The sequence below is a fragment of the Ruminococcus sp. AM31-15AC genome (assembly GCF_003462045.1).
In the GTDB taxonomy this organism is placed as follows: Bacteria; Bacillota; Clostridia; order Oscillospirales; family Ruminococcaceae; genus Hominimerdicola; species Hominimerdicola aceti.
This window is the reverse complement of the sequence record NZ_QTYG01000027.1, coordinates 1-25,337: the sequence shown is the minus strand read 5'-3', so window position 1 is coordinate 25,337 and position 25,337 is coordinate 1. Positions and strand designations below refer to the sequence as shown.

The window sequence follows — 25,337 nt, the reverse complement described above, 5'->3', positions numbered from 1 at the left end:
ATAAGAAAAGGGAAAGGAGATACTGCCGAGAAATTGGCGGATAAGAATTAAAATGGAAAAATTAAGCTTACAGGAGATAATATCGGCGGTTCACGGAAGCTACGGCTATCCTGCTGACGTTGAAATTTCCGATATCTCCACCGATACGAGAACAATAAAGCCAGGCTCGCTTTTTATTGCACTAAAGGGTGAGAATTTTGACGGACACAACTTTGCCGCAAAGGCTATGGAGCTTGGTGCGGAGGCTGTTGTTACGGAAAGACCTGTGGAGGGTGCAAGATGTATGATAGTTGACTCCACTGCAAGGGCATTGCTCGACATTGCGGGGTATTACAGGTCTAAATTCGATGTTAAGGTAGTTGGCGTAACAGGAAGCGTGGGAAAGACCACCACTAAGGATATGATAGCCCTTGTTGTGGCGCAGAAATACAAGACGCTGAAAACTCAGGGCAACCACAACAATGAGATAGGTATGCCGCAGACGCTTTTCGGTCTTGACAGCAGCTATGAGGCGGCTGTTATCGAAATGGGTATGTCACATCAGGGGGAGATATCGAGAATGTCAATGTCATGTCAGCCTGACGTGGCTGTTATAACAAACATCGGCATTTCACATATTGAAAATCTCGGCACGCAGGAAAACATTCTCAAGGCGAAGCTTGAGATACTTGACGGTGCGGCTTATGACGCTCCGCTGATACTTTGCCGTGATGATAAATTGCTTGCAGGGGTGCAGTTACATTCTGACAGAAAGGTTTATTACTATTCTGTATCAAAGAAGGACTGCGATGTTTATGCAAGCGGTGTTAAGACTGTTGACAACAGCATAACATTTACTATAAACTATGAGGGCGGAAAGATAGCCGCCCAGATAAACTGCTTGGGCGAGCATAATGTAAAGAACGCTCTTGCGGCGTTCTGTGTGGGTCTTGCGCTTGATATTTCTCCTGAGGATATTGTAAATGGCATTGCTCAGTTCAAACCGGAGGGTTTAAGACAGAATGTTACCGTCATTGACGGAGTTACATATATAGTTGACTGCTACAATGCTGCGCCTGACTCAATGAAAGCGAGCCTTTCGGTGCTTTCACAGGCACAGGCGGAGGGCAAGCGCATTTGCGTGCTTGGAGATATGCTGGAGCTTGGCAAGAACTCAAAGACCTATCACAGAAATGTGGGAGAGTATGTTGCGGCTTCAAAGGCTGACCTGCTTTACTGCTTTGGCGAGGACTCAAAGTGCTATATAGAGGGTGCTGAGAAAAAGGGCTTCGCAAAGGAAAATTGCAGGCACTTTGAAAGCAGAGATGACCTTGCGGCGGCTTTGAAAGAGGTAGTTGCAAAGGGCGACGCTGTGCTTTTCAAGGGAAGCAGAGGAATGAAGCTTGAAGAAGTGTTCAATGCACTGACAAAATGAGTTGGAGCGTGCAGGCGGTGATACTGGGGTGTGAAATGGTGCTGGGATATGTTCTCGGCAGAGTGTTCATACCATATTTCCGCAGGATAAAAACAGGCAAATTCGATTTTTATATAGGCGACAGGTTCGCAAAGGACGGCTCTGAGCCGAAATTCGGCGGAGTTGTCATAATGCTCTGCGTTATATTCGGCATTGTTACGGGAGTTATATTTTATGACTCACAGGCGGTGCTGAGTTTTGAGAACGGAGAGTTTTCAAGGCGTGTGTTTATCGCTCTGGGCGGAGTTTTGATGCTCACGACTATCGGGCTTTCGGAGGACTATGTTAAGGAGAAAAAGCTTGGCATAGGCATGAAGCCTTTTTACAAGATATGTATGGAGTATCTTATATGTCTTGGTGTATGCGTGGGGCTTAGATACTGCGGAGGGGTGCAGACGGCTGTGCTTATGCCTTTTCACTTGGGCTATGTGCAGTTCGGCAGGCTTTTTTATCCGCTTTTTCCGCTGCTTATGACAGTGGGGATAAACATGGTGAAGATACACGATTGCGCAGGCGGTAAGACCGACACGGGTACTGACGGGCTGTGTGCTGTAACGGCTTTGATATTTTCAGCAGGGTTGTCAAGTGGTCTTGCGGCAGGGGCAGGTTCTGACGCCGCTCGGCTTTTTGCTGTTTGCACAATGGGTGCGGCAGGAGGCTTTCTCTTTTGGGGGTGCAGTCCTGCGAAGCTTTATTTGGGCGAGTCTGGTGCGCTGGCGCTTGGTGGTCTTATGACTATGGCGGTGCTGCTTTCGGGAGAATATTTCGTTTTCCTGCCGGCAGGTGCGGCGGTGGTCGTTGACGGAGCTTGCGGGCTTTTGCAGTATATCGTGTTTAAGAGAAGAAAAAAGCTGCTTATGAAAGGTTACACGCTTCATGAGCATTTGCAGAAAAAGGGTCATGGGGATCACACCGTGATCGGGATATTCGCTGTGATATCTGTGGCAGGGGCTGCGGCGGCGATAGCGTTTTTGATATATTCGGGAAAGTTTTTCATATAGAGATTTTGTTGGGAGGTTGTTTGTTTGGCTATAAGAGGTCCTAGACGTGAGCGTGACGGAAGCATAGTGTATAATAGTCACGTTCCTCTTAAACAACCTGTGGCACAGGCAAAAAGAAAGCATAGATTCAGATTTATACTTACGGAGATAGACAAGCCGTTTTTTATTCTAGTAATGGTATTGCTTGTATTCGGACTCCTGATGATGTTTTCTGCAAGCTATGCGTGGGGGCTGAGTGAATATAACGATGGATATTATTATCTGGTGAGCCAGCTCAAGTCTGCCGGACTTGGTCTTCTTCTGATGTTTGCCACCAGCTATCTTGATTATCACTTCTTTCAGAACACTAAGATAGCATATATTGCGTTTATCGCCACATATCTTCTTACGTTTTATACAGCTCTTTTCGGAATAGACGTTGCCGGTGCAAAGCGTTGGATACAAATAGGTCCGATCAGCTTTCAGCCGTCGGAGCTTCTGAAGGTAACGTTCATTATTATTTTTGCATACATAATGTCGGTGAATTATCCTAAGTTCAAGGATTGGAAATTCTGTATTATACCGTTTACTGTGATAATGGGCGCGGTGGCGCTGGTGCTTATTTTTCAGAGGCATATGTCGGCTGTTATGCTGGTGGGTATCATGGGAGTGTCTATGATGTTCATAAGCGGTATGCCAAAAAAGACCTTCTGGAAATTTATCGGTGTGTGTGCTGTTTTCGGGGTGCTGCTGCTGATATATAAAATGGCGTCAGGCTCAGGCTTTTCTTATATTTCAGATCGTATACAGAGCTGGAAAAATCCTGAATCCGACCCTAGCGGAAAGACCTTCCAGACCTATGAATCTCTATTGTCTATAGGCTCGGGCGGCTGGTTCGGTCTTGGATTTGGAGAGTCAAGGCAAAAATACTATCTGCCTGAGTCGCAAAACGACTTCGTTTTCGCTATTATCTGCGAGGAGCTTGGCTTCGTGGGTGCAATGGTAGTGGTACTGCTGTTTGTGCTTTTTATAATCGAGGGCTTCATGATTGCTTCAAGGAGCAAGGATCGTTTTGGTATGCTTCTTGCGGCTGGTATAACAATACAGATAGGCTCGCAGGCACTTTTCAACATTATGGTAGCCTGCAACGCTTTCCCTAACACGGGTATTTCACTGCCGTTTTTCAGCTACGGCGGTACTGCACTGATGATACAGCTTGCAGAAATGGGTATCATGCTCAACGTTTCACGTCAGTGCATCAAAAAAAAATAAAGAGGTATTAGTTCTATGCTCAGAGTTTTACTTGCAGGCGGAGGCACGGCAGGTCATGTAAATCCTGCTCTTGCCATTGCGGAGATCATAAAAAAACATTATCCTGACGCTGAGATAAGCTTTGCGGGAAATCCTGAAAAGCTTGAAGCTAGGCTCGTGCCTGCGGCAGGATATAAGTTCTATCCTATAAAGATAGAGGGCTTTCAGAGAAAGCCTAACTGGGTAAATCTCAAAAGAAATATCCATGCGGCAGAGTGTCTTGTAAAGTCAGGAAGCACTGCAAAGAAGATAATAAAGGAAGCAAAGCCTGATCTTGTTATAGGAACCGGAGGCTATGTTTCAGGACCTATAGTTAGAAAAGCCGCTAAAATGGGCATAAAGACTGCTATTCACGAGCAGAACGCTTTTCCGGGCGTGACAAACAAGATACTTGCAAAGTCTGCAGACGTTGTTATGCTCACTGTGAAAGAGGCAGAAAAGTATATGCCCGAAAATGCTAAGACGGTGGTTACAGGTCTGCCTGTAAGGGGAGCTTTCAACACCATGTCAAAGTCGGAGGCTAAAAAACAGCTTGGCTTTGATGAAAATGAAATATGTGTGCTTTCAACAGGCGGAAGTCTGGGTGCGAGAGTGCTTAATGAGAATATCGCAAAGCTTTTGAAATGGTATCAGGACAATGATGTTAAGGTCTGTCATATACATTCCTACGGCACTTATCAGGGATATAAGGACTATCCTGAAAAGCTCAGGGCTATGGGTATAGATATCAACAACAGCAGACGTATCATAAAGGATTATATCAATATGCCTGTGGCAATGGCTGCGGCTGACCTTGTTATATCAAGGTGCGGAGCAGCTTCGCTGGCGGAGCTTGAAGCAATGGGCAGAGCTTCTGTGCTTATCCCGTCGCCTATGGTGGCTGAAAATCATCAGTATTACAACGGCATGGTATTGCAAAACGCAGGAGCAGGCTTTGTTATCGAAGAAAAAGACTTGACGGAAAAGCTTTTTATCGATACTGTAAAGGGGCTTATAGAAGATCCTGAGAAGCTCAGACAGTGCTCGGAAAACGCTGCAAAGCTTCATGTTGCCGATACTGAGGACAGGATATTCAAGGCTTTAGAGCCACTTATTAAGGGATAAGGAACGCAAAATTTAAGGGGATAAAATAATGGATAAGAATTACAGACAGTATAACAAGAGGGCTTCAATGGACAGCATTGAAGTGCCTGATGTTGACAAGATAAAAAAGCTGTCAGATAAAAAGTTCAAGGGCAGCGGAGTGAACCGCACCGCCGACGAGATTTTTGACGGAGAAAAGTTCAACAAGGCAGGGGAGTTCGACCGTGCCACAAAGACTTACGATGACCCTACCAAGCACAAGGAAGAGGACGATGAGGACGATTTCCTTGAGGACGCTGCGGCTATGCCTGCGCAGGCGGCGACAGGTCTTAGCAAGGGAGTAAAGGTGGGAGATTCATATGTAAAGCGCGGCAAGATAATAAAGACAGTTGTGGCTGTTATTATTGTGCTTGTGCTTATGGTGTTCTTCTTCCCACCGCTGTTTTTCAACGACGCAGACAAGAGCGTGGTGAGATATGACGACAACGTGTTCAAAACAATGGGTATGACGGATTTTAAAACATATGCTCTGTCAAATTATTCTGTATACAACGAAGAAGCTTTTGGTTCTGAGTTGAGTTCAAGCTACCGTTTTGCAGATATAGTGTTCAATATCAAAAACCCGTCTCCTTTTGAGATAAAGATACCGCAGTATGAGATCAGCCATGTTTCTTCAGAATATGACAATGCGGTATGCTATGCGACCAGCGTTACAACAAACAGTGACGGCGAGGTCATAGGCGACACTGTTCCTCCGTTTTCCAGCAAGGAGGTCACTGTAAGGATACTTGTGAATATCACTGATATGGACGATAGTACGTTTGACGATTGTGTTACCGGCATGATACTTTCAACTAAGGATATGAAAAAGAAGATAGGCAAGGACTTCTATCTGCCTTGTTTGCCTACTTTTATGCCTGTTTCAAACGCTACAGAGATATATATCAACAAATAGCTTTAACCTATATGGGCGGTCCTGCATAAGATAAGTCAAAACCTTAAAAGGAGCGACGCTTATGCAACGGCTTATCATTCAGGGAGGAAGCAGGCTGAACGGAGAGATAACCGTTCAGGGAGCAAAAAACGCAGCTCTGCCGCTGCTGGCAGGGTGTGTTCTTATAAACGGAGAGATCAGGCTACATAACTGTCCTGCACTTTCGGACGTATTTGCGGCTTGTCGCATTCTGTCGGTGCTTGGGGCAAGGTGCAGCCGTGAGGACGGCTGTGTTACTGTGGACGCAAGGGGCGCTGTAAAGGCCTTTGTACCAGATGAGCTTATGAGAGAGATGCGTTCGTCTATCGTTTTTCTGGGAGCTGTTCTTGGAAGAACAGGTGAATGCAGGCTGTCATTCCCGGGAGGGTGTGAGCTTGGTCCGAGACCTATAGATATGCACCTGTGCGCACTTAGAAAAATGGGCGTCAGGATAAACGAGGAGTATGGCGTGCTTAGCTGCACCTGCCCGAGAGGGCTCAGAGGGGCTAGGATAGACCTTTCGTTCCCCTCTGTGGGAGCGACTGAGAACATCATGCTTGCGGCTGTTCTGGCAAAGGGCGACACGGTGATATACAATGCGGCAAGAGAGCCTGAGATATGCGATCTTGCGGACTTTCTGAACTGCTGCGGTGCAAAGATAAGCGGCGCAGGGGGCGGAACGATAACAATAAGCGGTGTGGAAAAGCTACACGGCTGTGAATACTCTGTCATGCCCGACAGGATAGTTGCGGCGACTTTTATGAGCGCGGCGGCGGCAACGGGCGGTGAGATAGGTCTGCTTGGGGCAAGGGCAGGGGATATCCGTGCGGTCATACCTATATTTGAGCAAATGGGCTGTCAGGTATTTCTATATGAGGACAGGATATTTATAAAAGCGCCTAAACAGCTAAAAGCTGTGCGGACGGTGAGGACTATGCCTTACCCGGGATTTCCTACGGACGCTCAGGCGATAGTCACGGCGGCACTTGCTAAGGCAAAAGGCACCAGTGTGGTGGTGGAAAATATTTTTGAAAACCGCTACCGCCATGTTGACGAGCTTGTGAGAATGGGTGCGGATATAAAGACAGAGGGAAAAGTGGCTGTTATCGAGGGCGTGAAGGAGCTTTACGGAGCAAAAGTCCGTGCGCCTGACCTTAGAGGCGGTGCGGCGTTGGCTGTGGCGGCGCTTTCGGCAGAGGGAGAAACATCTCTCACTAATATAAAGCTTATGGACAGGGGCTATGACTGCATTGAAAATGCTTTTACGCTTCTGGGCGGAAACATAAAACGTGTAAATTACTAGCAGTTAGGAAAGAGTAAAATGAACGGAACTTACAAGGAAAACAGAATGAACTCACAGCGCCTGCGGCACGTCGCAGACAGTGAATATGCGCAATGTGTATGTTGCCGGATTTTTTGCGGCTGCGGCGCTGCTGCTGGTGCTGAGTATGTTTTTGTTTTTTAATGTGTCGGAGATAAAAATAGAGGGCGTTACCCTTTACGAGCAGGATCAGATCCTTGGCGTGGGCGGCGTTTCAACGGGACAGAACCTTGTGAGGACGAATACGGATATAGTTGAAAAGCGTTTGAAAGATACTCTTGTGTATCTTGATGATGTCAAGGTCACAAAGAAATTTCCGTCAACACTTGTTATAACCTGCACAGAGGCCGAAAAGGCGGCTGATATCGAGTATAAAAATTCATACTATGTGCTGTCTACTTCGGGAAAGATACTTGAAACGAAAAATCCTGCTCCGACAGGGGATATACCTGTTATAAAGGGCTTTGAGCTTAAAAGCCTTAGTCAGGGCGACAAGCTTGCTTCTGAGGATTCGTTTAAGGCGGATATCCTTAAAGAGCTTCTGAATGATCTTCATGACCTGAAATTTAAAAATATAGACTCTATTGACCTCACCACCCGTTCGGATATTAAGCTTATGTATGACGGCAGGCTTGAAATAAAGCTTGGAAGCTCAGTGGATATGGAATACAAGCTTACATATCTTAAGGCGGTAATTGACAAGAGCATTACTGACGATTACGAGGGTACTCTTATTTACAATGGTGCTGACAGCGGCATTTCGGCTATTCCGAAATCGCAGGACGAGTCGTCAAAACCTGACGACACAAGCTCTGCAAAGCCAGATGACAGCAGCAGTGCGGTATCGGCTGATACTAATATTGATGACGGCAACACATGGGACAGTGATAACTCATGGTCAGGGGACGATAGCCAAGGCTACAGCGACGATACCAACGCATGGGACGGCAATGATGATGCTGACAATGCAGGCACAGATCAGTGGACAAACGAGAACGGAAACACCGACTGGGAATATGATAACGGCGGCGATCAGGGCTATACCGACAATGGATATGCTGACAACGGCTATGTGGACGATCAGACGAACACAGATTGGTAGGGGTCAGGATAACTAATTGTATAGTATACACAAATGAAACTGAAAAATCAGTCGTTTTATTGATAATTAATAAAAAATTTATAATGGTTTCATTTAAGTTCTTTACTTTTTGACAAAAGTATGATAATATATTATTGTATCTATTTATGTGCATATTCGGCACATAGGCTTTTTTGCATTTTATTTTTGATTTGATAAATTGATATGTAAAAATACGGAGAAGTATGAAAATTCGCTTTTAGGAGGAGTTCTATTATGGGTTACGAGTATGTTGAAGAGCCAGTCGTAGGCGCAAAGATCAAGGTAATCGGTGTCGGTGGCGGCGGTGGAAACGCACTTAACTGTATCGCACAGGCCGGTATCGAGGGAAATGTTGAATATATCGCTGTTAATACTGATATCCAGGCACTGCATAAGTCAGCTGCACACACACAGATCCAGATAGGTGAGAAGCTTACTCACGGTCTGGGCGCAGGTGCAAAGCCTGAGATCGGCGAGGCTTCCGCTCAGGAAAGCAAGGACGAGATCGAGAACGCTATCAAGGACGCTGATATGGTATTCATCACAGCAGGTATGGGCGGTGGAACCGGTACCGGTGCTGCACCTGTAGTTGCTGAGATCGCACAGTCACTTGACAAGCTCACTATTGCAGTTGTTACAAAGCCTTTCAAATTTGAGGGCGCAAAGAAGATGGAGAGAGCAGAAAAGGGTATCGAGGCTCTTATCAAGCACGTTGACGCTCTTATCGTTATCCCTAACCAGAACCTTATCACAAACGAGATGCGCCTCACTATGAAGCAGTCTTACGCTATCGCTGATGAAGTTCTTAAGACAGACGTTATCGCTATCGCTGAGATCATTACAAGACATGATGAGATCAACGTTGACTTCGCTGACGTTACTACTATTCTTAAGGGTGCAGGCAGAGCGCATATTGCTATCGGTCATGGCGAGGGCAAGGATAAGGTACAGGATATCATCAATCAGGTAATTTCTTCTGATCTGCTTGAAACTTCTATCAAGGGTGCAAGAAGACTTATCGTAAACGTTACAATGAGCGAGGATCTCCTTATCAGTGATATGGACGAGCTTACAGCTGCTATTGCTGACGCTGCTGATGATAACGTTGAGATCATCTTCGGTAACGGTACAAATCCTGATACCAAGGACGCTATGGACGTTACTGTTATCGCTGCTGACTTTGTTGACAGAGATGACGTTCCTGAGGCTGCTGCACCAAAGGCTGCGACAACATATACTGCAAATTTTACTCAGAAGGCTGACGACGCAAAGGCTGATGCTGAAGCGATGCACAAGGCTGGCGTTAAGGCTGCTGATAATCCAAATTATTACGACGATATCTTCAATATCTTCAAGAACAAGTAATAATGCTTTCAAAGGCGGATCGGCGTTTACGCTGTCCGCCTTGTTTGAACCAAAGTCGGAAAACGTTTACATAATTAAAGAGATTTTCGTATTCTCAGAAAATTATCATGATATTGAAAATTTTTCGCAAAAGCACTTGAAATCTTACGGAAAATTTGATATAATTATTCTGTGATAAATATGATTTTAAGACATTTTGTATAAATTTCAGTTGCTATTTTGTATGGAATAATGAAATTTTTGAAAACGGCTTAAATCAGTTGAAAAATAACGTGGTTTATTGTATAATAGAGATAATCACTAATGTGGAGGGATTGAAATGGCTAGTAATGGTTATTTAAGAACGGTTAGAGTCGGCGGATTTGATAAGCAGGACGTTCTTGCTTATGTAGACGACCTTACTTCTAAAATTTATACTCTTGAGGCTCAGGTCAATGACCAGAACGAAACTATCGAACGTCTTGAGAAGCAGGGCGGCGCTCAGAAGCAGGACTTCGAGGGCAAGAAGGAACTTGAGAAAAAGGTAGAAGAGGCTAAAAACAAGATAGCCGAGCTTATGGCTAATACTGATACAATGAAGGTTCGTATCGCTGACTATGAGCAGCAGGTAACTGAAAAGGACGCTGAGCTTGAAAAGCAGAAGCAGGAGATCGAGGATCTTAAAGAGAAGCTCGAAACTGCTGAGGCTAATGCCGGCACAGCCACTCCTGCATTCGATCTTGGAAGCGTGTTCATGGAAGCTCAGAACACAGCTAATAAGGTCGTTCAGGAAGCTAAGAAGGCAGCTAAGCAGATGGAAGATGAAGCTAAGCAGCTTCAGGATCAGGTTCTTGCTGACGCAAACGCACAGGCACAGAAGCTTGTTACAAATGCTCAGACAGAGGCTGATACTACACTTCAGACTGCTAAGTCAAGCGCTGCCGCAATGACAGCTGCCGCTAAGCAGGAGGCTGAAGCTGTTACAAGTGCTGCAAACAAGCAGGCTGCCGAGGTAACTTCTAAGGCTAATGCAGAGGCAGAGGCTGTTACATCAAAGGCTAACGCAGAAGCCGCTGACGTAACATCAAAGGCAAATGCTGAGGCTGCAAAGGTAGTAAGCGACGCTAAGAACGAAGCTAAGAATATCAGAGCACAGTCTGCTGATCTGAGAGAGTCTGTTAAGACACAGTTCACAAGTCTGAGCGAAACTGTTCAGCAGCTCGTTACATCACTTAACGATCTGTATGGCAATAGTATCGGTGCTGTAAACACTGCAAGAGATCTTATTGACGATGGTCTTTCTCTTGTAAGCGATGATGACGCTGAATAATAGTTTGTCATGTCGGAAATAAGAAAGGTGCGTTCCGAGGAGCTTAAAGCGGTGAGCGGAGAGCTTAAATGCGGTGACAAGATATTGCTTTCGGGCGTTGTGTATACTGCAAGGGACGCTGCACATAAAAGATTCAATGCTTTGCTTGACGAGGGAAAGGAACTTCCTATCCCTTTGAAAGACGCTGTTATCTACTATGCCGGACCTACTCCTGCACCTGAGGGAAAGCCTATCGGTTCATGCGGACCGACCACTTCAGGAAGAATGGACAGGTTTGCTCCGAGGCTGCTTGATCTTGGATTGGGCGGAATGATCGGCAAGGGCGAGAGATCACAAGAGGTAAGGGACGCCGTGATAAGAAATGGTGCGGTCTATCTCTGTGCTATAGGCGGTGCGGGCGCACTTGCCTGCAACTGCATAAAGTCTTGCGAGGTAGTGGCTTTTGAGGAGCTGGGCTGTGAATCTGTGAAAAACTTTACGTTGAGGATTTTCCTCTTGTTGTGGCTGACGATTGCCACGGAGGGGATATTTTCAGCGATGGCAGAGCAAAATACTGCCGTGTATAACATCAAAGTTGCGTAAATTGCGGTCAGCCGTGTATTTCGACACGGCTGACTTTTTGTTTGTTGAAAATCACAAGAATACATTCTTAAAACTGTGGTATGTTACAAATATTTTCACAGGGACGGCGGATTTCGTCAATTCTCTTGACTTTTATGGTCTAAAATGGTATTATAACATTACGCAGTGGCGTCAGAATGGGGCTTTGCGGTAATTTCTACGATTAGGTGGGCGGTATTTTTTGAGAGGCGATCGGCAGGATCAGCAGAAAAAGCTTTCAGATGAGCAGCTTGTGCTAAATGCACAGAGTGACAAAACGGCTATCGGTGAGCTTATTGCGAGATATATCTGTACGGTGGAGTTTCTGGCAAAAAAATATGGCGCCGAGGTTCACGAGGATCTTGTCCAAGAGGGGCTTATGGGGCTTCTGGGTGCGGTCAGGACCTATCGTGAAGACAAAAATGCGAAGTTTTCAACTTACGCTACAAAATGTATAAAAAATAAGATCATTTCGTCTGTTCACAGAAATGCACTTCTTTCAGGCGGCGAAGAAGCTGACCTTGAGGCTATTCTTGGCGGTGGTGGCACTGTACCTGAGGAGGTCGTAGTGGAGCGTGAGGAGCTGAATGAGCTTTATGATAAGATCACTTCTGCACTTTCGGAGCAGGAATGGCAGGTATTTCAATCGTTTTTGAGAGGAATGTCATACAATCAGATAGCATTAGGCTTGGGCACGTCAGAAAAGGCGGTAGACAATGCAATGCAGAGAGTCAGACGGAAATTGAGATCACTGTTGAGATAGGAATATGGGGCCGTATAGCTTAATAGCAGAGCGTTGTTTATTCAAAGGTGTCGGTGCAAATCCGACTAGGCACAATTTTATGTAATGAGGTAAGAACCATGTACGAAGACAAGACATTAGTATGTAAGGAGTGCGGAAACGAGTTCGTTTTCACAGCAGGCGAGCAGGAGTTCTATGCTGAGAAAGGTTTCGTAAATGAGCCACAGAGATGTAAAGCTTGCAGAGATGCAAGAAAGGCTGCTACAAAGTCTGAAAGACAGACTTATACAGCAACTTGTGCTTCTTGCGGCGGCGAGGCTGTTATTCCTTTCAAGCCAAGAGAGGACAGACCTGTTTACTGCAGCGAGTGTTTCGCTAAGATGAAGGAGCAGGGCTAATTTTCTGCATAATTGAGCTGCCTTTGGGCGGCTCTTTTTTTGTTTGTGGTTATTTGATCTGGCGGAAAGCGGAGGGGGTCATTCCCTCGTATCTTTTGAAAAGCTTGCAAAAATAGCTTTCTGAGCAAAAGCCTGTTTCCTCGGCTACCTGCTCGATGCTTTTTTCTGTACCGGTGAGCAGGGCTTTGGCTTCTTGGATACGACGTTTTGCGATGTATTCCATTGGACGCATACTGAGCTTTTTGCGAAAAAGCAGACAAAGGTGCTGTTTAGTTACTCCTGACACACTGCAAAGCTCGTCCATTGTGATAGGGGAAAAATAGTTGTAGTTTATGTAGTCCAGTGCTTTCATAAGGGCGGAGGATACTGACGTGGCAGGGTCTTTGTATGCGATAAGGCGGTAAAACTCCATAAGAAAATCATACAAATAGCCAGAGGCTTTGTAATTGCCGAAAATACTGTCGGTTCGCAGAGCATTGTGCATTTTGCGGAAAATATGCTCGAGCATTTTTGTGTCGCTGAGGTGAAAGGTTTTAAGCTCGGTAAGGCCGAACTGGGTAAGGATATCCTTGGCGGCATATCCGCAGGGGACTATCCAGTGGATATCCCATATATCCTCTTCTGGATAGTATTCGTGGGGCGTCTCAGCGGGTATGAATATGGCAGTATCATGTGGTATGGGAATGGCTTTATTCTCAAAGATAAGCGTGCCGCTGCCTTTGGTGCAGTAGAGTATCTGGTCATAGTGATAGCCTCGGGTCTTATAAGGTGATCCTGACAGTGCTGCTGACCCATATTTTGCAGATATAGCGGCAGGGACTTTTCGTTTCCCAGGATAGGATAATCGGCAAAGAACAAAAATATCAACTCCATATTCATATTGTTATAAATTAATAATATCATTCATTGACTTGCCTGTCAATAGCTGATAAAATAATTACAGTAATTTATAAACTTGTAAAGGAGAACAGCTATGGATATTTTAAAGCTTGCGGCGGAAAATTTGCCAAGATCGAAAATGATATATCATGAGGATACTCAGGCACTGCACATTGGCACGCTTGACAAACACTGCTATTTTGTGCCGTTTGCAAAGGGGCAGGATCCTTTTGAGGACCGTAAAAATTCTCAGCGAATGGAGCTTTTAAACGGCAACTGGGGTTTTCGTTATTATGACAGCATAATAGACCTAGAGGACGATTTTATTCACGAAAAGTTTGAGAACACTATCCCGGTGCCGTCAAACTGGCAGCTTTACGGCTATGACAAGCCGCAGTATACGAACGTGTGCTATCCGATACCATTTGACCCGCCTTTTGTGCCTGACGATATACCTGTGGGAGTTTATCAGCGTGAATATGATCATTCCCCTGACGGCATGGACAGGGTGCTTGTGTTCGAGGGCGTGGATAGCTGTGTCTATTTGTATGTGAACGACAGCTTTGTGGGATATTCACAGGTTTCTCACGCTACGGCTGAGTTTGATATCACGCCATATCTCGCTGAGGGCAGGAATATCATTACTGCCGCTGTGCTGAAATGGTGCGACGGAACTTATCTTGAAGATCAGGACAAGATAAGGCTTTCGGGAATTTTCAGAGATGTTTATGTGCTGTCAAGACCGAAAATGCGTCTTGAAAATTATATCGTGAAAACTGTTCTCGGTGAAAATGGCTCTGCAAGGCTGGAGTTTACGGTATTCGGCTGTGATGTTTTTGCAAAGCTTTGCGATGATGATGGTGTTACAATGGCTCAGTTTTCGGCTTATGACGGTGAGAACGTTGAGATAAAGTTAGAGAATGTCAAGCTTTGGAGTGCTGAAACACCTTATCTTTACAGGCTTACTATCAATGCAGGCGACGAGGTTATCGGCGAGGAGGTTGGTTTCAGAGATGTAAAGGTGGATAAGGGCGTTGTTAAGATAAACGGCAGGGCAGTGAAGTTCAAGGGTGTAAATCGTCATGACAGCTATCCTGACACGGGATATTATGCTTCTTATGAGCAGATGAGAGCTGACCTTGTGCTTATGAAGAAGCACAACATAAACGCTGTGAGAACGTCGCATTATCCTAATTCCCCTGTGTTTTATCAGCTTTGCGACAGACTGGGGCTTTATGTTATTGACGAAGCGGATCTGGAGTCACACGGCTGTGTGGAGGTCTATTATGACTACAAGTGGGACTATTCAGATTACAACGGCATTGCGATGCTTGCCTCTGACGAGAGGTTTGGCAATGCCATAAAAGATCGTGCGGAATGTCTTGTAAAGCGTGACATCAACCGCCCTTGTGTGGTGTTCTGGTCGCTGGGTAATGAGAGCGGATATGGCAAAAATATGCTTGATGAAGCTGAGCTTATAAAGAGGCTTGATGATACAAGGCTTGTGCATTATGAAAGCACACACTGCCTTGACGGAACTTCAGACAGCGTGCTTGACGTAGTTTCGGGTATGTACTGGGATTTAAACGGGCTGAAAGGCTATTTTGAAAAGCCTGAGGAAAACAGACCTCTTGTGCAGTGTGAATACTGCCACGCCATGGGAAATGGCCCTGGTGATCTGGAGGATTATCACAATGTGTTCTATTCCAATGAGCGTTTCTGCGGCGGCTTTGTGTGGGAGTGGTGCGACCATTCTGTACCGCTTGGTAAGACGGCTGAGGGTAAGATAAAATACGGCTACGGCGGAGATTTCGGGGAAAGGCACAATGACAGCAATTTCTGCATGGACGGTCTTGTTTATCCTGACAGAACGCCCCACACGGGACTGCTTGAGGTAAAGCAGGTATACAGACCTGTGCGAGTAACAAAAGGGGAAAGCGAGGGAAGCTTTGTTTTTTCAAGCACGCTGGAGTTTGTGAACGCCGGGGATATTCTCGATTGCAGATATGAGATAACGGACAAAAATGGTATTATACATATCGGCAGAGTGGATTTTGACATCGAGCCTATGGGAAGCACTGTGGTGAATGTTCCCAATGATACAGCGGAGTATGAAAATGAAACATTCATAAGGTTTATTTTCACCGCAAAGGAGGACACTGACTATTGTGAAAATGGCTATGAGGTGTGCTTTGATCAGCTTAGGATAGCAGAGGGCAAGGCTTGTAAGGTCGCTGAGGTGAAAGGAAATGTTGAGGCTGTGGAAACGCCTCTTGATATCACTGTGACAGTGGGAGATGTTGTTTACCGCTTTGACAAGCGTAAGTCGGCGTTTGTTTCTGTGAAATTTGGCGGCAGAGAGCTTCTTGACAGACCTTTGCAGTATAACTTCTTCCGTGCGCCTACTGATAATGATGTTATGAAGTACAATTGGTACAAGGTGCATCTTAATGACTTTGATGTGAAAAGCTACGGCTGTGAGCTTTCAGCGAGCGAGAACAGAGCGGAGATAAGCGTCACACAGTCTTTTGGCTGGTCCATACAACAGCCGTTTTGCAGGCTGAAAGCTGTTTATGTTATTGACGGCAGTGGGCTTGACATAAAATGCGACGCGGAGTTTTCAAATAAGATAGATATGCTTCCAAGGTTCGGTATAAGGCTATTCATGCCAAAAGATTTTTCAAGGGCGGAATATTTCGGATATGGTCCTACAGAAAGCTACATTGACAAGCGTCAGGCTTGCTATATTGGCAAATTTGCGGCTGATATCGGGGATATGCACGAGGACTATATAAGACCGCAGGAAAATTCATCCCACTATGGCTGTCGATATCTCACTGTGTGCGGTGGGGACACTAAGGTGAAGTTTACCACTGACAAGGAGTTTTCATTCAACGCTTCTCAGTTCACGCAGGAGGAGCTTGCGGCAAAGGCTCATAACTATGAGCTTGAAAGGTGCGAGAGCAATGTTATCTGCGTTGACTATGCAATGGCAGGGGTAGGTTCTAACTCCTGCGGACCAAGGCTTGCGGAGAAATATCAGCTTGAAAAGCCTTTGATAAACGCACATTTTCATATTCAGATAAGTAAAATATAAAGGAGTTTTTATGGATATCTGTGAAACATACTCAGACAGAAAGCTTTTTTGCAACGATTGGGAATTTTACAAGGCGGCTTTCGGCTCTGACTATTCAGAGGACTTTGCTTTCAAGCCTGTGGACATTCCTCACGATTGGCTTATTTATGATACCAACGACCTATATGAAACTTCTACAGGCTGGTACAGAAAGAATTTTTCTTACCAAAAGAAAGAGGACATACGCACTTTTATCCGCTTTGACGGAGTTTACATGGACAGCAAGGTGTATGTGAACGGTGCTTTGGCAGGGGAGTGGAAATACGGCTACTCGGCGTTTATGTTCGATATCACCGACCTTGTTAAGGACGGAGAGAACATTATTACTGTCCGTGTGGATCACCACTCGCCAAACTCCAGATGGTATTCAGGAGCGGGCATTTTCAGAAAGGTTTGGCTTTGCGAAAGCCCTGAGATACGTTTCGGCAATGACGGCATTTATATCACCACGTCAAAGCAGGAGGACGGCTGGCTTGTAACTGTCAATGCTGAAATGCTTCGTCCTGTGGGTACTCCTCTTGGGGGAATCCGCATCAAGAACACTATTTTTGACAAGAACGGCAAAGAGGTGGCAAGCTATGAGTCTGACGCTTGTGGGGCGGATATTTCCTGCATACCTGAGGCGGTGCGTGTGAAAGGCGTGAGCTATTCTCTCACCGCTCAGACCATGACAGTGAAAGACCCTGAGCTTTGGGATATCGCCACGCCTGTGCTTTACACTATGGTGTCTGAAATTCTTGTGGACGGCAGCTGTGTACAGCGTGTAAGTCAGAAATTCGGCTTCAGGACTATCAAATTCAAGTGCGACAGCGGTTTTTATCTCAATGGCAGACACGTTAAGCTCCACGGCTCATGCGAACACCATGACAACGGCTGTCTTGGGGCAGTTTCCAACCCTGCGGCTATAAGGAGAAGATTTAAAAAGCTACGCAAAATGGGAATCAACGCTATCAGGACCTCTCACAATATGCCTGCGGAGGAGTTTATGGACATCGCTGACGAAACAGGTATGCTCATTCTCTCTGAGGGCTTTGATATGTGGGAGAGGTCAAAGACCGACTATGACTATGCTAGATTTTTTGATGAGTGGGTAGAAAAGGACGTTGCTTCATGGGTGCGCCGTGACAGAAACCGCCCTTCTATCATAGGCTGGAGTGTGGGAAATGAGATTTTTGACACTCACGCTGACGAGAGAGGTCAGGAGGTAACGGCTTGGCTCAAAAGGCTTGTGAAACTTCATGACCCTGATGGCAACGGCTATGTCACATTCGGCTCTAACTATATGCAGTGGGAGAACGGTCAGAAATGCGCTGATATCCTCAAGCTTGCAGGCTATAACTACGGCGAGAGGCTTTATGACGAGCACCACGCAAAACATCCTGACTGGATGATATACGGCAGTGAAACGGCTTCTGTTGTTCAGAGCCGTGGAATTTATCATTTCCCGCTGTCTGAAACGCTGCTAACTGACGATGACGAGCAGTGTTCATCTTTGGGCAACAGCTGTACAGGCTGGGGCGCAAAGAACACTGAGGCTTGCATTATCCCTGACCGTGACGCTGAATACTGTGCAGGTCAGTTCATTTGGACAGGCTTTGACTACATAGGCGAGCCTACTCCATACAGCACAAAAAACTCATACTTCGGTCAGTTCGACACAGCAGGCTTTGCAAAGGACAGTGCCTATGTTTTCCGTGCAGAGTGGACAGACTATAAGGACGACCCGTTCGTGCATATTTTCCCATACTGGGATTTCAGCGACGGACTTCCTTGTGACGTGAGAGTTTGCTCAAATGCTCCGAGAGTTGAGCTTTTCAAGGACGGCGTTTCAATGGGTGCATATGATATCGACCACAAGCACGGCAAGGAGCTGACAGCGAACTATATCATACCATATGAAAAGGGCGAGCTTAAAGCTGTTGCATATGACGAGAACGGAAATATCATCGCAGAGGATATACAGCGTTCATTCGGGGACGCTGTTAGAATAGAAGCTGTCCCTGACAAGACAGAGATACTTGCAGACGGCTCTGACCTTGTTTATATTGAAATATCCGCATTTGACAAGGACGGCACTTTCTGTGCAAATGCCAATAATCGTGTGAACGTAAGCGTTGAGGGTGCGGCAAGGCTTATGGGTCTTGATAACGGCGACAGCACTGACTATGACCAGTATAAAGGCACATCACGCAGGCTTTTCTCAGGAAAAATGCTTGCTGTTATTGGCTCAACAGACAAGACAGGGGAGATAAGGGTAACGCTTACATCAAAGGGTCTGCCAGACTGTGTTGTTACCTTGATGCTGTTGAGGCAGAATATGACAGCGGCACATCATCACTTGAAAACGTGGGCTTTGCTCCTGCCGAGTGCGGAAGAACAGACGAGATACCGGTGAGAAAAATAGAGCTTTATACTGATACTCTTACTCTTGACAAGGATAACCCTGAGATAACAGTAAAATATAAGGCACTCCCTGCCAATTCGGATTATGCTGAGAATATAGAGTTCAGGGTAACAAATGAAAAGGGTATAACATCTAATCTTGCAGAATGCGATGTAACAGCAGACGGTGTAAGGGTGAAAGCAAAGGGCGACGGAAGCTTCTGGCTTCGTGCAATGTGCAAAAACGGCACTGATCGTTATCACATCATTTCTGTGCTCAAATTCACTGCACGGGGTCTTGGAAGCGCACTTACCGACCCATATCAGTTCGTTATCGGCGGACTTTTCACAAGGGCGAGCGACAACGTTTCAAGCGGCATGAAGAAGGGTGTAGGCTTTGCAATGGGCAGGGTAACATCATGGGCGGCATATGACAACCTTGACTTCGGCAGTGCAGGCTCTGACACTGTTACGGTGCAGATATGGGCGAACACCCTTGACCCTGTTAAAATAAGCTTCTATGACGGAATACCTGATGAGAGCGGAAAGCTTCTTGGCACGTTTAGTTATCACAAAGAGCCTGAGTGGATGATATTCAAGCCTGAAACCTTCAAGCTTTCAAGAAAGCTCAAGGGTATTGAGACCCTTTGTATCCTTACTGAGGACGGTTTCCAAGTGGGCGGTTTTAACTTTGAAAAGGAGAGCCGTGAATTTGCGGTGAATAATGCGACTGATGCTGACAACATTTATGGTGACAAGTTCACAAAGGGCGAAAAGTGCGTGACTGAGATAGGCAACAATGTTATGCTTGATTTCGGTGAGTTCGATTTCTCTAAAAAGCAGCCGAGCAGGCTCGTTATAAGCGGAAAGTCACCGCTTTCCCTCAACAGCATACATCTTATTTTGAACGGCAGCGAGGGCGAAAACCGAATACTCTGTGAGTTCAGAACAGATGACAGCGAAAATTATGCCCAGAAGAGCTTTGATATCTCAGGTATCAGCGGCAAACAGAAGGTTTCATTTGCGTTCCTGCCGGGAAGCAACTTTGACTTTGAATATTTCAGATTTGAGTAATAAAAACGCTCCGTACAGATTTTGTACGGAGCGTTTGCTAGTTCTGAAAGTTTATTATCTCGTTGGTTATCATAGGGTAGGCTATAAGCTTGGCGGAGTCAAGGCCTTCTTTGTGCATATCAACAGCGGATATCTGATGTCCGTTGTAGGTGGTGTAATAGTAAATGCCCTTGTCAGTATTGCAGCAGCTTGTGTAAATGGTTATCTCATACTTGCCCTCTGCCACCCCGCAGCAGCCTCTTTGCTGGTCAACTGAGTTTAAGATGTGGAAAAACTGGCTCACACTGTCCTGCTCGTCTGCACCTGAGCGTGAGTTCATTTTCACAAATGCTGCTCTTATAAATCTTGATTGTGATGACAGGTCGCCCGGTAGTCCCATTGCACCCATGCCACGGCTGTAGGAAGTAAGGTCAAGCTTGTCTGAAAAAGTGTTTTCAGGCTGTTTTGGAGAAAGTCCACGGAAATCGTTTAGTCTGAACATCTGCATATCAAAAGGAGGATTGTTCGTCAGCACTCCCACGGGATCGTCATAGACCTTTATGCCTTCTTTTACAGATTCCACTACGATACAATCGTTCTTGTCTGCTATTATCCAATGGAGCTGACCTGACGGCATTTGTGGGCTGAACTGAGTTTTGGTTATGTTTATCTTTTCTATAAGCGACCTTGCTTCTGTCACGTTTGCACACTGACAGAGTATCCACGGGATAAACTCGAATTGTGCAACATTGTCCTTGCCGTCTATATCATCACGGTAAAAGGCATTGCCAACAAAGTTAAGACCTGCCATGGCAAGACCTTTTTCGTTGGCGGCGTCATAGAAAAGAGGATAATCCTTAGCAACATGAGCAGTGCCTATTACCGCATAATGGGTAGCTATCCTGCCCATATTAACAAAGTTAAGGGGAAAGTTTCTTGGCATTATGACTATTTCCTCACCGTAGGAGCTTTCATAGTCAAGAGTTCTTCCAAAGTAAAAATCGTTCGTTTTATAAGTTGCCGCAGTACACATTTTGTTACCTCCAATTATATTATTTTCGTAGGGGCGGACAGTTCGCCCACCGGCTGACAAAGCTATCCGCAGGACATATCTCATATTTAATATAACACTTTTTAATAATAAAATCAATGGCGTTGACTTATGTTAAAAAAATTGTTATAATAATGGTAACATCGCATAATGATAGTGTTTTGTTGTCCTAAGATGATAAATGAAAGGAGCGAAACGGAGTTGACGTGGAACAATGTAAAGAAAATAGCAGGCAGAGTGGTGGCGGTGATAGTTCCTGTGGCGATGCAGTTTTTGTGGTATCTTCTCATACTTAAATGGCTCAGCAAGGCGGCAGGGCTTTTGAGCATCGTGCTTACTGTGCTGTCATTTCTGTTTGTGCTTTATATCAACACAAAGCGTGAGGAGAGCAGCTACAAGACCCTTTGGCTTATTGTGATACTTACTTTTCCTGTGCTTGGTGCAGTTATGTATATAATTTTCGGCAATAACAATACTGCGAAAAAGCTTGAAAAGAATATCACAAAGGCAAGGCTTCACATGGACTATGAGCTTCCTGACGGAGAAAAGTGCATAGGGGAGCTTAGGCGTGAGGACAAAAGACTTGCTCAATCGGTGAAAAGAATAAGCGACGCAACGGGTTTTCCTATGGTGAAGCTTGACAGCGCAGAATATTTTTCCGTGGGCGAGGAAATGTTCGCTGATATGTGCAAGGAGCTTGAAAAGGCTGAGAAATATATTTTTGCGGAGTATTTTATTTTGCAAAACGGCAAGTTCCTTAACACTGTGGTGGATATAATGGCGAGAAAGGCGGCTCAGGGCGTTGACGTCAGGATAATGTATGACGACCTTGGAAGTATCGCAACATATTCTCTTGCAGACGCTTTGAAGCTTGGTGAGGAAGGTATAAAATGTGTGCCTTTCAATCCGTTCCTTTTTATAAAATCACAGCTCAACAACCGTGACCACAGAAAAATAATGGTGGTGGACGGCAGAGTTGCATACAGCGGCGGAATAAATCTTTCGGACGAGTATATAAACATAGGCTCGAAATATGGTCACTGGAAAGATATCGGCTTTAAGATAACAGGCGAGGGCGTAAAAAGCTACACCTATATGTTTATGGAGTTCTGGAACGCTTTTTCAAATGACATGATACCTCATGACCTTGTTGGGGAGAGCTTTGAAAAAGAGGGCAATGGCGGCGACGGCTATGTTTTGCCTTATTATGATTCCCCTATGGTGGACGAAAATGTGAGCAACACGTTTTTTTCTGAGATGCTCTATGCCGCAAGCGATTATGTGTGGTTCTACACACCGTATCTTATGCTTGGTGACAGCCTTTTTGACGCTTTCATAAGGGCGGCTAAACGTGGGGTTGACGTGCGCATTATAATGCCCGGTATCGCTGACAAAAAGGTGGTTTTCAGGCTTTCAAGGAGCTATTACCGTCAGCTTATCGAGGCAGGAGTGAAGATATATGAATACACCCCTGGGTTTGTTCACGCAAAGGGCTGTATATGCGATGACAAGCTTGCGGTGCTTGGTTCGGTAAATCTTGACTATAGAAGTCTGTTTTTGCATTTTGAGTGCAGTTCTATATTCTATGATTCGTCTATAATAAAGACTTTCAAGGCGGATATTCTGGACACTCAGAGCAAGTGCAAACAGCGCACGCTTGAGGACACAAAGCGTGGTTTCTTTGGACGGCTCATTGACGGCGTGCTAAGGATATTTGCACCATTGCTTTAACAGCTTTTTAATATTAAAATAAGATTTTGGGTGTTGATAGATCTTTGCTAAAATGGTATAATATCAAAGGACTAAGATAATACGGAGGTGAATAAAGTGGCAAACTGCGACAGTTGCGGGTCTAATGGGCGATTATGTATATATGTGAACACAGCCGACGGGCTTCGCTTTGCGGTGCCGTTTTATTCGTTGTGATCTGATATATCTGCCCGTGTGTGACCTGTCATGCACGGGCATTTTTATGCCTGTTTGTCCCTCACGTCATAAAAAAATGAAACGGAGGACAAGCAAATGAAGAAAGATGAACTGAACAAAAATGTAATTTTAAACGAGGACGCAGTAAAGAACATTCACTGCGACGAGATAACCGCTGTCATCAACAGCAATGATTCCCCGAAAGCCATGATGAACAAGCTTGACGATTATCATGGCAGTGATATCGCAGAGGTAATAAGTACGTTTTCTGTTCTTAACAGAAAGAAATTCTACCGTGTGTGCAGTCTTGAAATGCTGTCGGAGATATTTGAATATCTTGACGAAAAGCAGGCAGGGGAGTATCTGAGAGAAATGGATATCCACAAGGCTTCGGAGCTTATATCGGAGCTTGACACTGATACAGCGGTGAACATTCTGTCTGAAACGGACAAGGACAGGAGAAGCCTTATTATAGACGCTGTTGCACCTGATGTGCGCAGTGAACTAAAGCTTATCGCTTCTTTTGATGATGATGAGATAGGAAGCAGAATGACTACAAACTGCATTATCATTGATGAGGACATGACTGTAAAGCAGGCAATGAATGCTCTTGTTAGTCAGGCGAGAAGAAATGACAACATCTCAACGTTGTTTGTGGTGGACGAAAATAAGGTTTTCAGCGGAGCTATAGATCTGAAGGATCTTATCACGGCTGACAGCGAGGTGGAGCTTGAGAGCATAACGGCAACTTCTTTCCCGTATGTTTACGCCAACGAGCAGACTGCCGATTGTATCGAAAAGCTGAAGGATTATTCAGAGTATATCATACCTGTGCTTGACGATTCAAACAGGCTGCTGGGAGTTATCACAGCGCAAAACATCATCGAGGCATCAGATGATGAAATGGGCGAGGATTATGCAAAGCTTGGTGGTCTTTCTGCAGAGGAGGATCTTAACGAGCCTGTGTTGCAGAGTGTGAAAAAGAGATTGCCGTGGCTCCTTGTGCTGTTGGGACTTGGCATGGTGGTGTCAACAGTGGTGGGAGCGTTTGAGAAAGTTGTTGCACAGCTCACTCTTATTGTGGCGTTTCAATCGCTGATACTTGACATGGCAGGAAATGTTGGTACACAATCCCTTGCAGTGACTATCCGTGTGCTTACAGACGGAAGCCTTACTGCAAAGCAGAAGCTTCACCTTGTGTCAAAAGAAATGCGAGTTGGACTTCTAAACGGCACTCTTATAGGCGTGCTGTCGTTCATAGCAGTGGGGCTGTATATTTTCTTCTTCAAGGGAAAGGGGCTGATATACTCCTTTGCAATGTCGGGCTGTATAGGCATTTCACTTATACTTGCCATAATAGTATCCAGTGCAGTGGGAACGCTCACACCGCTTTTCTTCAAGAAAATAAAGATAGACCCTGCCGTTGCGTCAGGCCCCATGATAACCACGCTGAACGATCTGGTGGCAGTTGTGGCTTACTATGGAACTAGCTGGATATTCCTGCTGAATGTTTTGAAGCTGGGGTAGAAAAAAATAGAATAAGATAAAAAAGCCGATCGCATCCGTTTGGGTGCGGTTGGCTTTTTCAGGTTTGGCTATTAGATTCAAGGTAATGCCTATCTTATTGAATAATTTTGCATTTGGAGTTTTCTTCAATTTCTGAAAAGACCTTTTTTTGATCGATTATTGAATCATAGTATGACTTCCTTATTTCTTTGACCAAAACTAATTTGTTATTCTCAATTTTTTTGAATTGATAAATGCCATAGATCTTATGGTTGAAAAAGTAAATGAAAGATACCAGTTTTTCATCTGACAAAAGTTCACCATTTTGTGATTTTACGAAAGACATGATCATATTATAACCACGCAATTTGCTCTTTTTGTTTAAGATACGAGTAATGTTTTTTACATTGTTTAGATGTGCTGAAACAACTGTTGTTATAAAGAAACATACATTTACAAAAAGGGCAAAAGCATTGCCGAATTTCTGATTATACTCAACGGTTGTAGCGGCGACAAATTCTAGAATAACAAGTATTTTTACTAAAGATGATGATAAGAAAACTTTATCGTCATCAAGCAAGAGTGAACCATACGTTACAAAGAAAATAGCGGATATTAATATGTTTGCTAATACCAAACAGCCTAAAGGGTTGTTATTTATATTCAATACTAATCCTATAGCAATCGTAATTACAATCACTGTAAATAATGTATAAAGTGTAGGAACAACAATATTCTCATATATT

Annotated in this window: 19 protein-coding genes and 1 pseudogene; 17 read left to right on the top strand and 3 right to left on the bottom strand. The window is 44.9% G+C overall.

Annotation, left to right across the window (positions count from 1 at the left end; translation table 11 throughout):
- Positions 1-52: 52 nt before the first annotated feature.
- From murF to DW793_RS08750, 12 genes and pseudogenes are all read left to right on the top strand, one after another.
- Positions 53-1,414 (top strand): UDP-N-acetylmuramoyl-tripeptide--D-alanyl-D-alanine ligase, encoded by a 1,362-nt coding sequence (gene murF, locus DW793_RS08805; protein WP_118157658.1) that lies wholly within the window; start codon positions 53-55, stop codon positions 1,412-1,414.
- Entirely contained in the window at positions 1,411-2,454 is a 1,044-nt protein-coding gene (locus DW793_RS08800; protein ID WP_118157657.1) for a hypothetical protein, read from the top strand. The genes murF and DW793_RS08800 overlap by 4 nt, the downstream gene beginning before the upstream one ends.
- 24 nt (positions 2,455-2,478) lie before the next feature.
- Complete coding sequence (locus tag DW793_RS08795) at positions 2,479-3,705, top strand: FtsW/RodA/SpoVE family cell cycle protein (RefSeq protein WP_117863108.1); 1,227 nt, start codon at positions 2,479-2,481, stop codon at positions 3,703-3,705.
- A 15-nt stretch (positions 3,706-3,720) separates the two neighbouring features.
- Positions 3,721-4,848, top strand: a complete 1,128-nt coding sequence (murG, locus tag DW793_RS08790; RefSeq protein WP_118157656.1) for an undecaprenyldiphospho-muramoylpentapeptide beta-N-acetylglucosaminyltransferase — start codon at positions 3,721-3,723, stop codon at positions 4,846-4,848.
- A 28-nt stretch (positions 4,849-4,876) separates the two neighbouring features.
- Positions 4,877-5,782, top strand: coding sequence for a hypothetical protein (locus DW793_RS08785; protein WP_118157655.1), 906 nt, complete (start codon positions 4,877-4,879; stop codon positions 5,780-5,782).
- A 61-nt stretch (positions 5,783-5,843) separates the two neighbouring features.
- Entirely contained in the window at positions 5,844-7,103 is a 1,260-nt protein-coding gene (gene murA / locus DW793_RS08780) for a UDP-N-acetylglucosamine 1-carboxyvinyltransferase (RefSeq protein WP_118157654.1), read from the top strand.
- A gap of 85 nt (positions 7,104-7,188) precedes the next feature.
- Positions 7,189-8,223: a cell division protein FtsQ/DivIB gene (locus DW793_RS08775; RefSeq protein WP_118157653.1), complete on the top strand. Its 1,035-nt coding sequence runs from the start codon at positions 7,189-7,191 to the stop codon at positions 8,221-8,223.
- Positions 8,224-8,478: 255 nt separating this feature from the next.
- Positions 8,479-9,609: a cell division protein FtsZ gene (ftsZ, locus tag DW793_RS08770; RefSeq protein ID WP_022288359.1), complete on the top strand. Its 1,131-nt coding sequence runs from the start codon at positions 8,479-8,481 to the stop codon at positions 9,607-9,609.
- Positions 9,610-9,928: 319 nt separating this feature from the next.
- Positions 9,929-10,918, top strand: coding sequence for a hypothetical protein (locus DW793_RS08765; RefSeq protein ID WP_022288360.1), 990 nt, complete (start codon positions 9,929-9,931; stop codon positions 10,916-10,918).
- 9 nt (positions 10,919-10,927) lie between these two features.
- Positions 10,928-11,484 (top strand): annotated as a pseudogene (locus tag DW793_RS08760) (FumA C-terminus/TtdB family hydratase beta subunit).
- 236 nt (positions 11,485-11,720) lie between these two features.
- On the top strand, positions 11,721-12,281 hold the full coding sequence (locus tag DW793_RS08755) for a sigma-70 family RNA polymerase sigma factor (RefSeq protein WP_046440300.1): 561 nt from the start codon (positions 11,721-11,723) through the stop codon (positions 12,279-12,281).
- A gap of 98 nt (positions 12,282-12,379) precedes the next feature.
- Positions 12,380-12,658, top strand: a complete 279-nt coding sequence (locus tag DW793_RS08750) for a zinc-ribbon domain containing protein (RefSeq protein WP_022288363.1) — start codon at positions 12,380-12,382, stop codon at positions 12,656-12,658.
- A 49-nt stretch (positions 12,659-12,707) separates the two neighbouring features.
- Here the strand turns inward: DW793_RS08750 and DW793_RS08745 are convergent, their stop codons facing one another.
- Entirely contained in the window at positions 12,708-13,337 is a 630-nt protein-coding gene (locus DW793_RS08745) for a helix-turn-helix transcriptional regulator (protein ID WP_252969797.1), read from the bottom strand.
- Positions 13,338-13,631: 294 nt separating this feature from the next.
- Here DW793_RS08745 and DW793_RS08740 point away from each other — a divergent pair, with 294 nt between their 5' ends.
- The 3 genes from DW793_RS08740 to DW793_RS15410 are packed head-to-tail and all read left to right on the top strand — an operon-like array spanning position 13,632 to position 20,129.
- The gene (locus DW793_RS08740; protein ID WP_118157652.1) at positions 13,632-16,634 is read left to right on the top strand and encodes a glycoside hydrolase family 2 TIM barrel-domain containing protein; all 3,003 of its coding nucleotides are present in this window, start codon (positions 13,632-13,634) and stop codon (positions 16,632-16,634) included.
- Between the two features lie 10 nt (positions 16,635-16,644).
- Positions 16,645-19,068, top strand: coding sequence for a sugar-binding domain-containing protein (locus DW793_RS08735; protein WP_252969791.1), 2,424 nt, complete (start codon positions 16,645-16,647; stop codon positions 19,066-19,068).
- Entirely contained in the window at positions 19,020-20,129 is a 1,110-nt protein-coding gene (locus DW793_RS15410; RefSeq protein WP_252969790.1) for a hypothetical protein, read from the top strand. Before DW793_RS08735 ends, DW793_RS15410 begins: the two co-directional genes overlap by 49 nt.
- A 37-nt stretch (positions 20,130-20,166) precedes the next feature.
- Here the strand turns inward: DW793_RS15410 and bsh are convergent, their stop codons facing one another.
- Positions 20,167-21,141 carry a choloylglycine hydrolase gene (bsh, locus tag DW793_RS08730; RefSeq protein ID WP_118157651.1) on the bottom strand — a complete coding sequence of 325 codons (975 nt, stop codon included), beginning with the start codon at positions 21,139-21,141 and terminating at the stop codon, positions 20,167-20,169.
- A 219-nt stretch (positions 21,142-21,360) separates the two neighbouring features.
- Here bsh and cls point away from each other — a divergent pair, with 219 nt between their 5' ends.
- Positions 21,361-22,890, top strand: coding sequence for a cardiolipin synthase (cls, locus tag DW793_RS08725; RefSeq protein WP_252969788.1), 1,530 nt, complete (start codon positions 21,361-21,363; stop codon positions 22,888-22,890).
- A gap of 291 nt (positions 22,891-23,181) precedes the next feature.
- Entirely contained in the window at positions 23,182-24,612 is a 1,431-nt protein-coding gene (mgtE, locus tag DW793_RS08720; protein WP_118157650.1) for a magnesium transporter, read from the top strand.
- Between the two features lie 94 nt (positions 24,613-24,706).
- On the opposite strand, the gene DW793_RS14630 is transcribed toward mgtE, so the two are convergent.
- Positions 24,707-25,337, bottom strand: a 631-nt coding sequence (locus DW793_RS14630; protein WP_181988327.1) for a hypothetical protein, incomplete at its 5' end; no start/stop codon positions are given.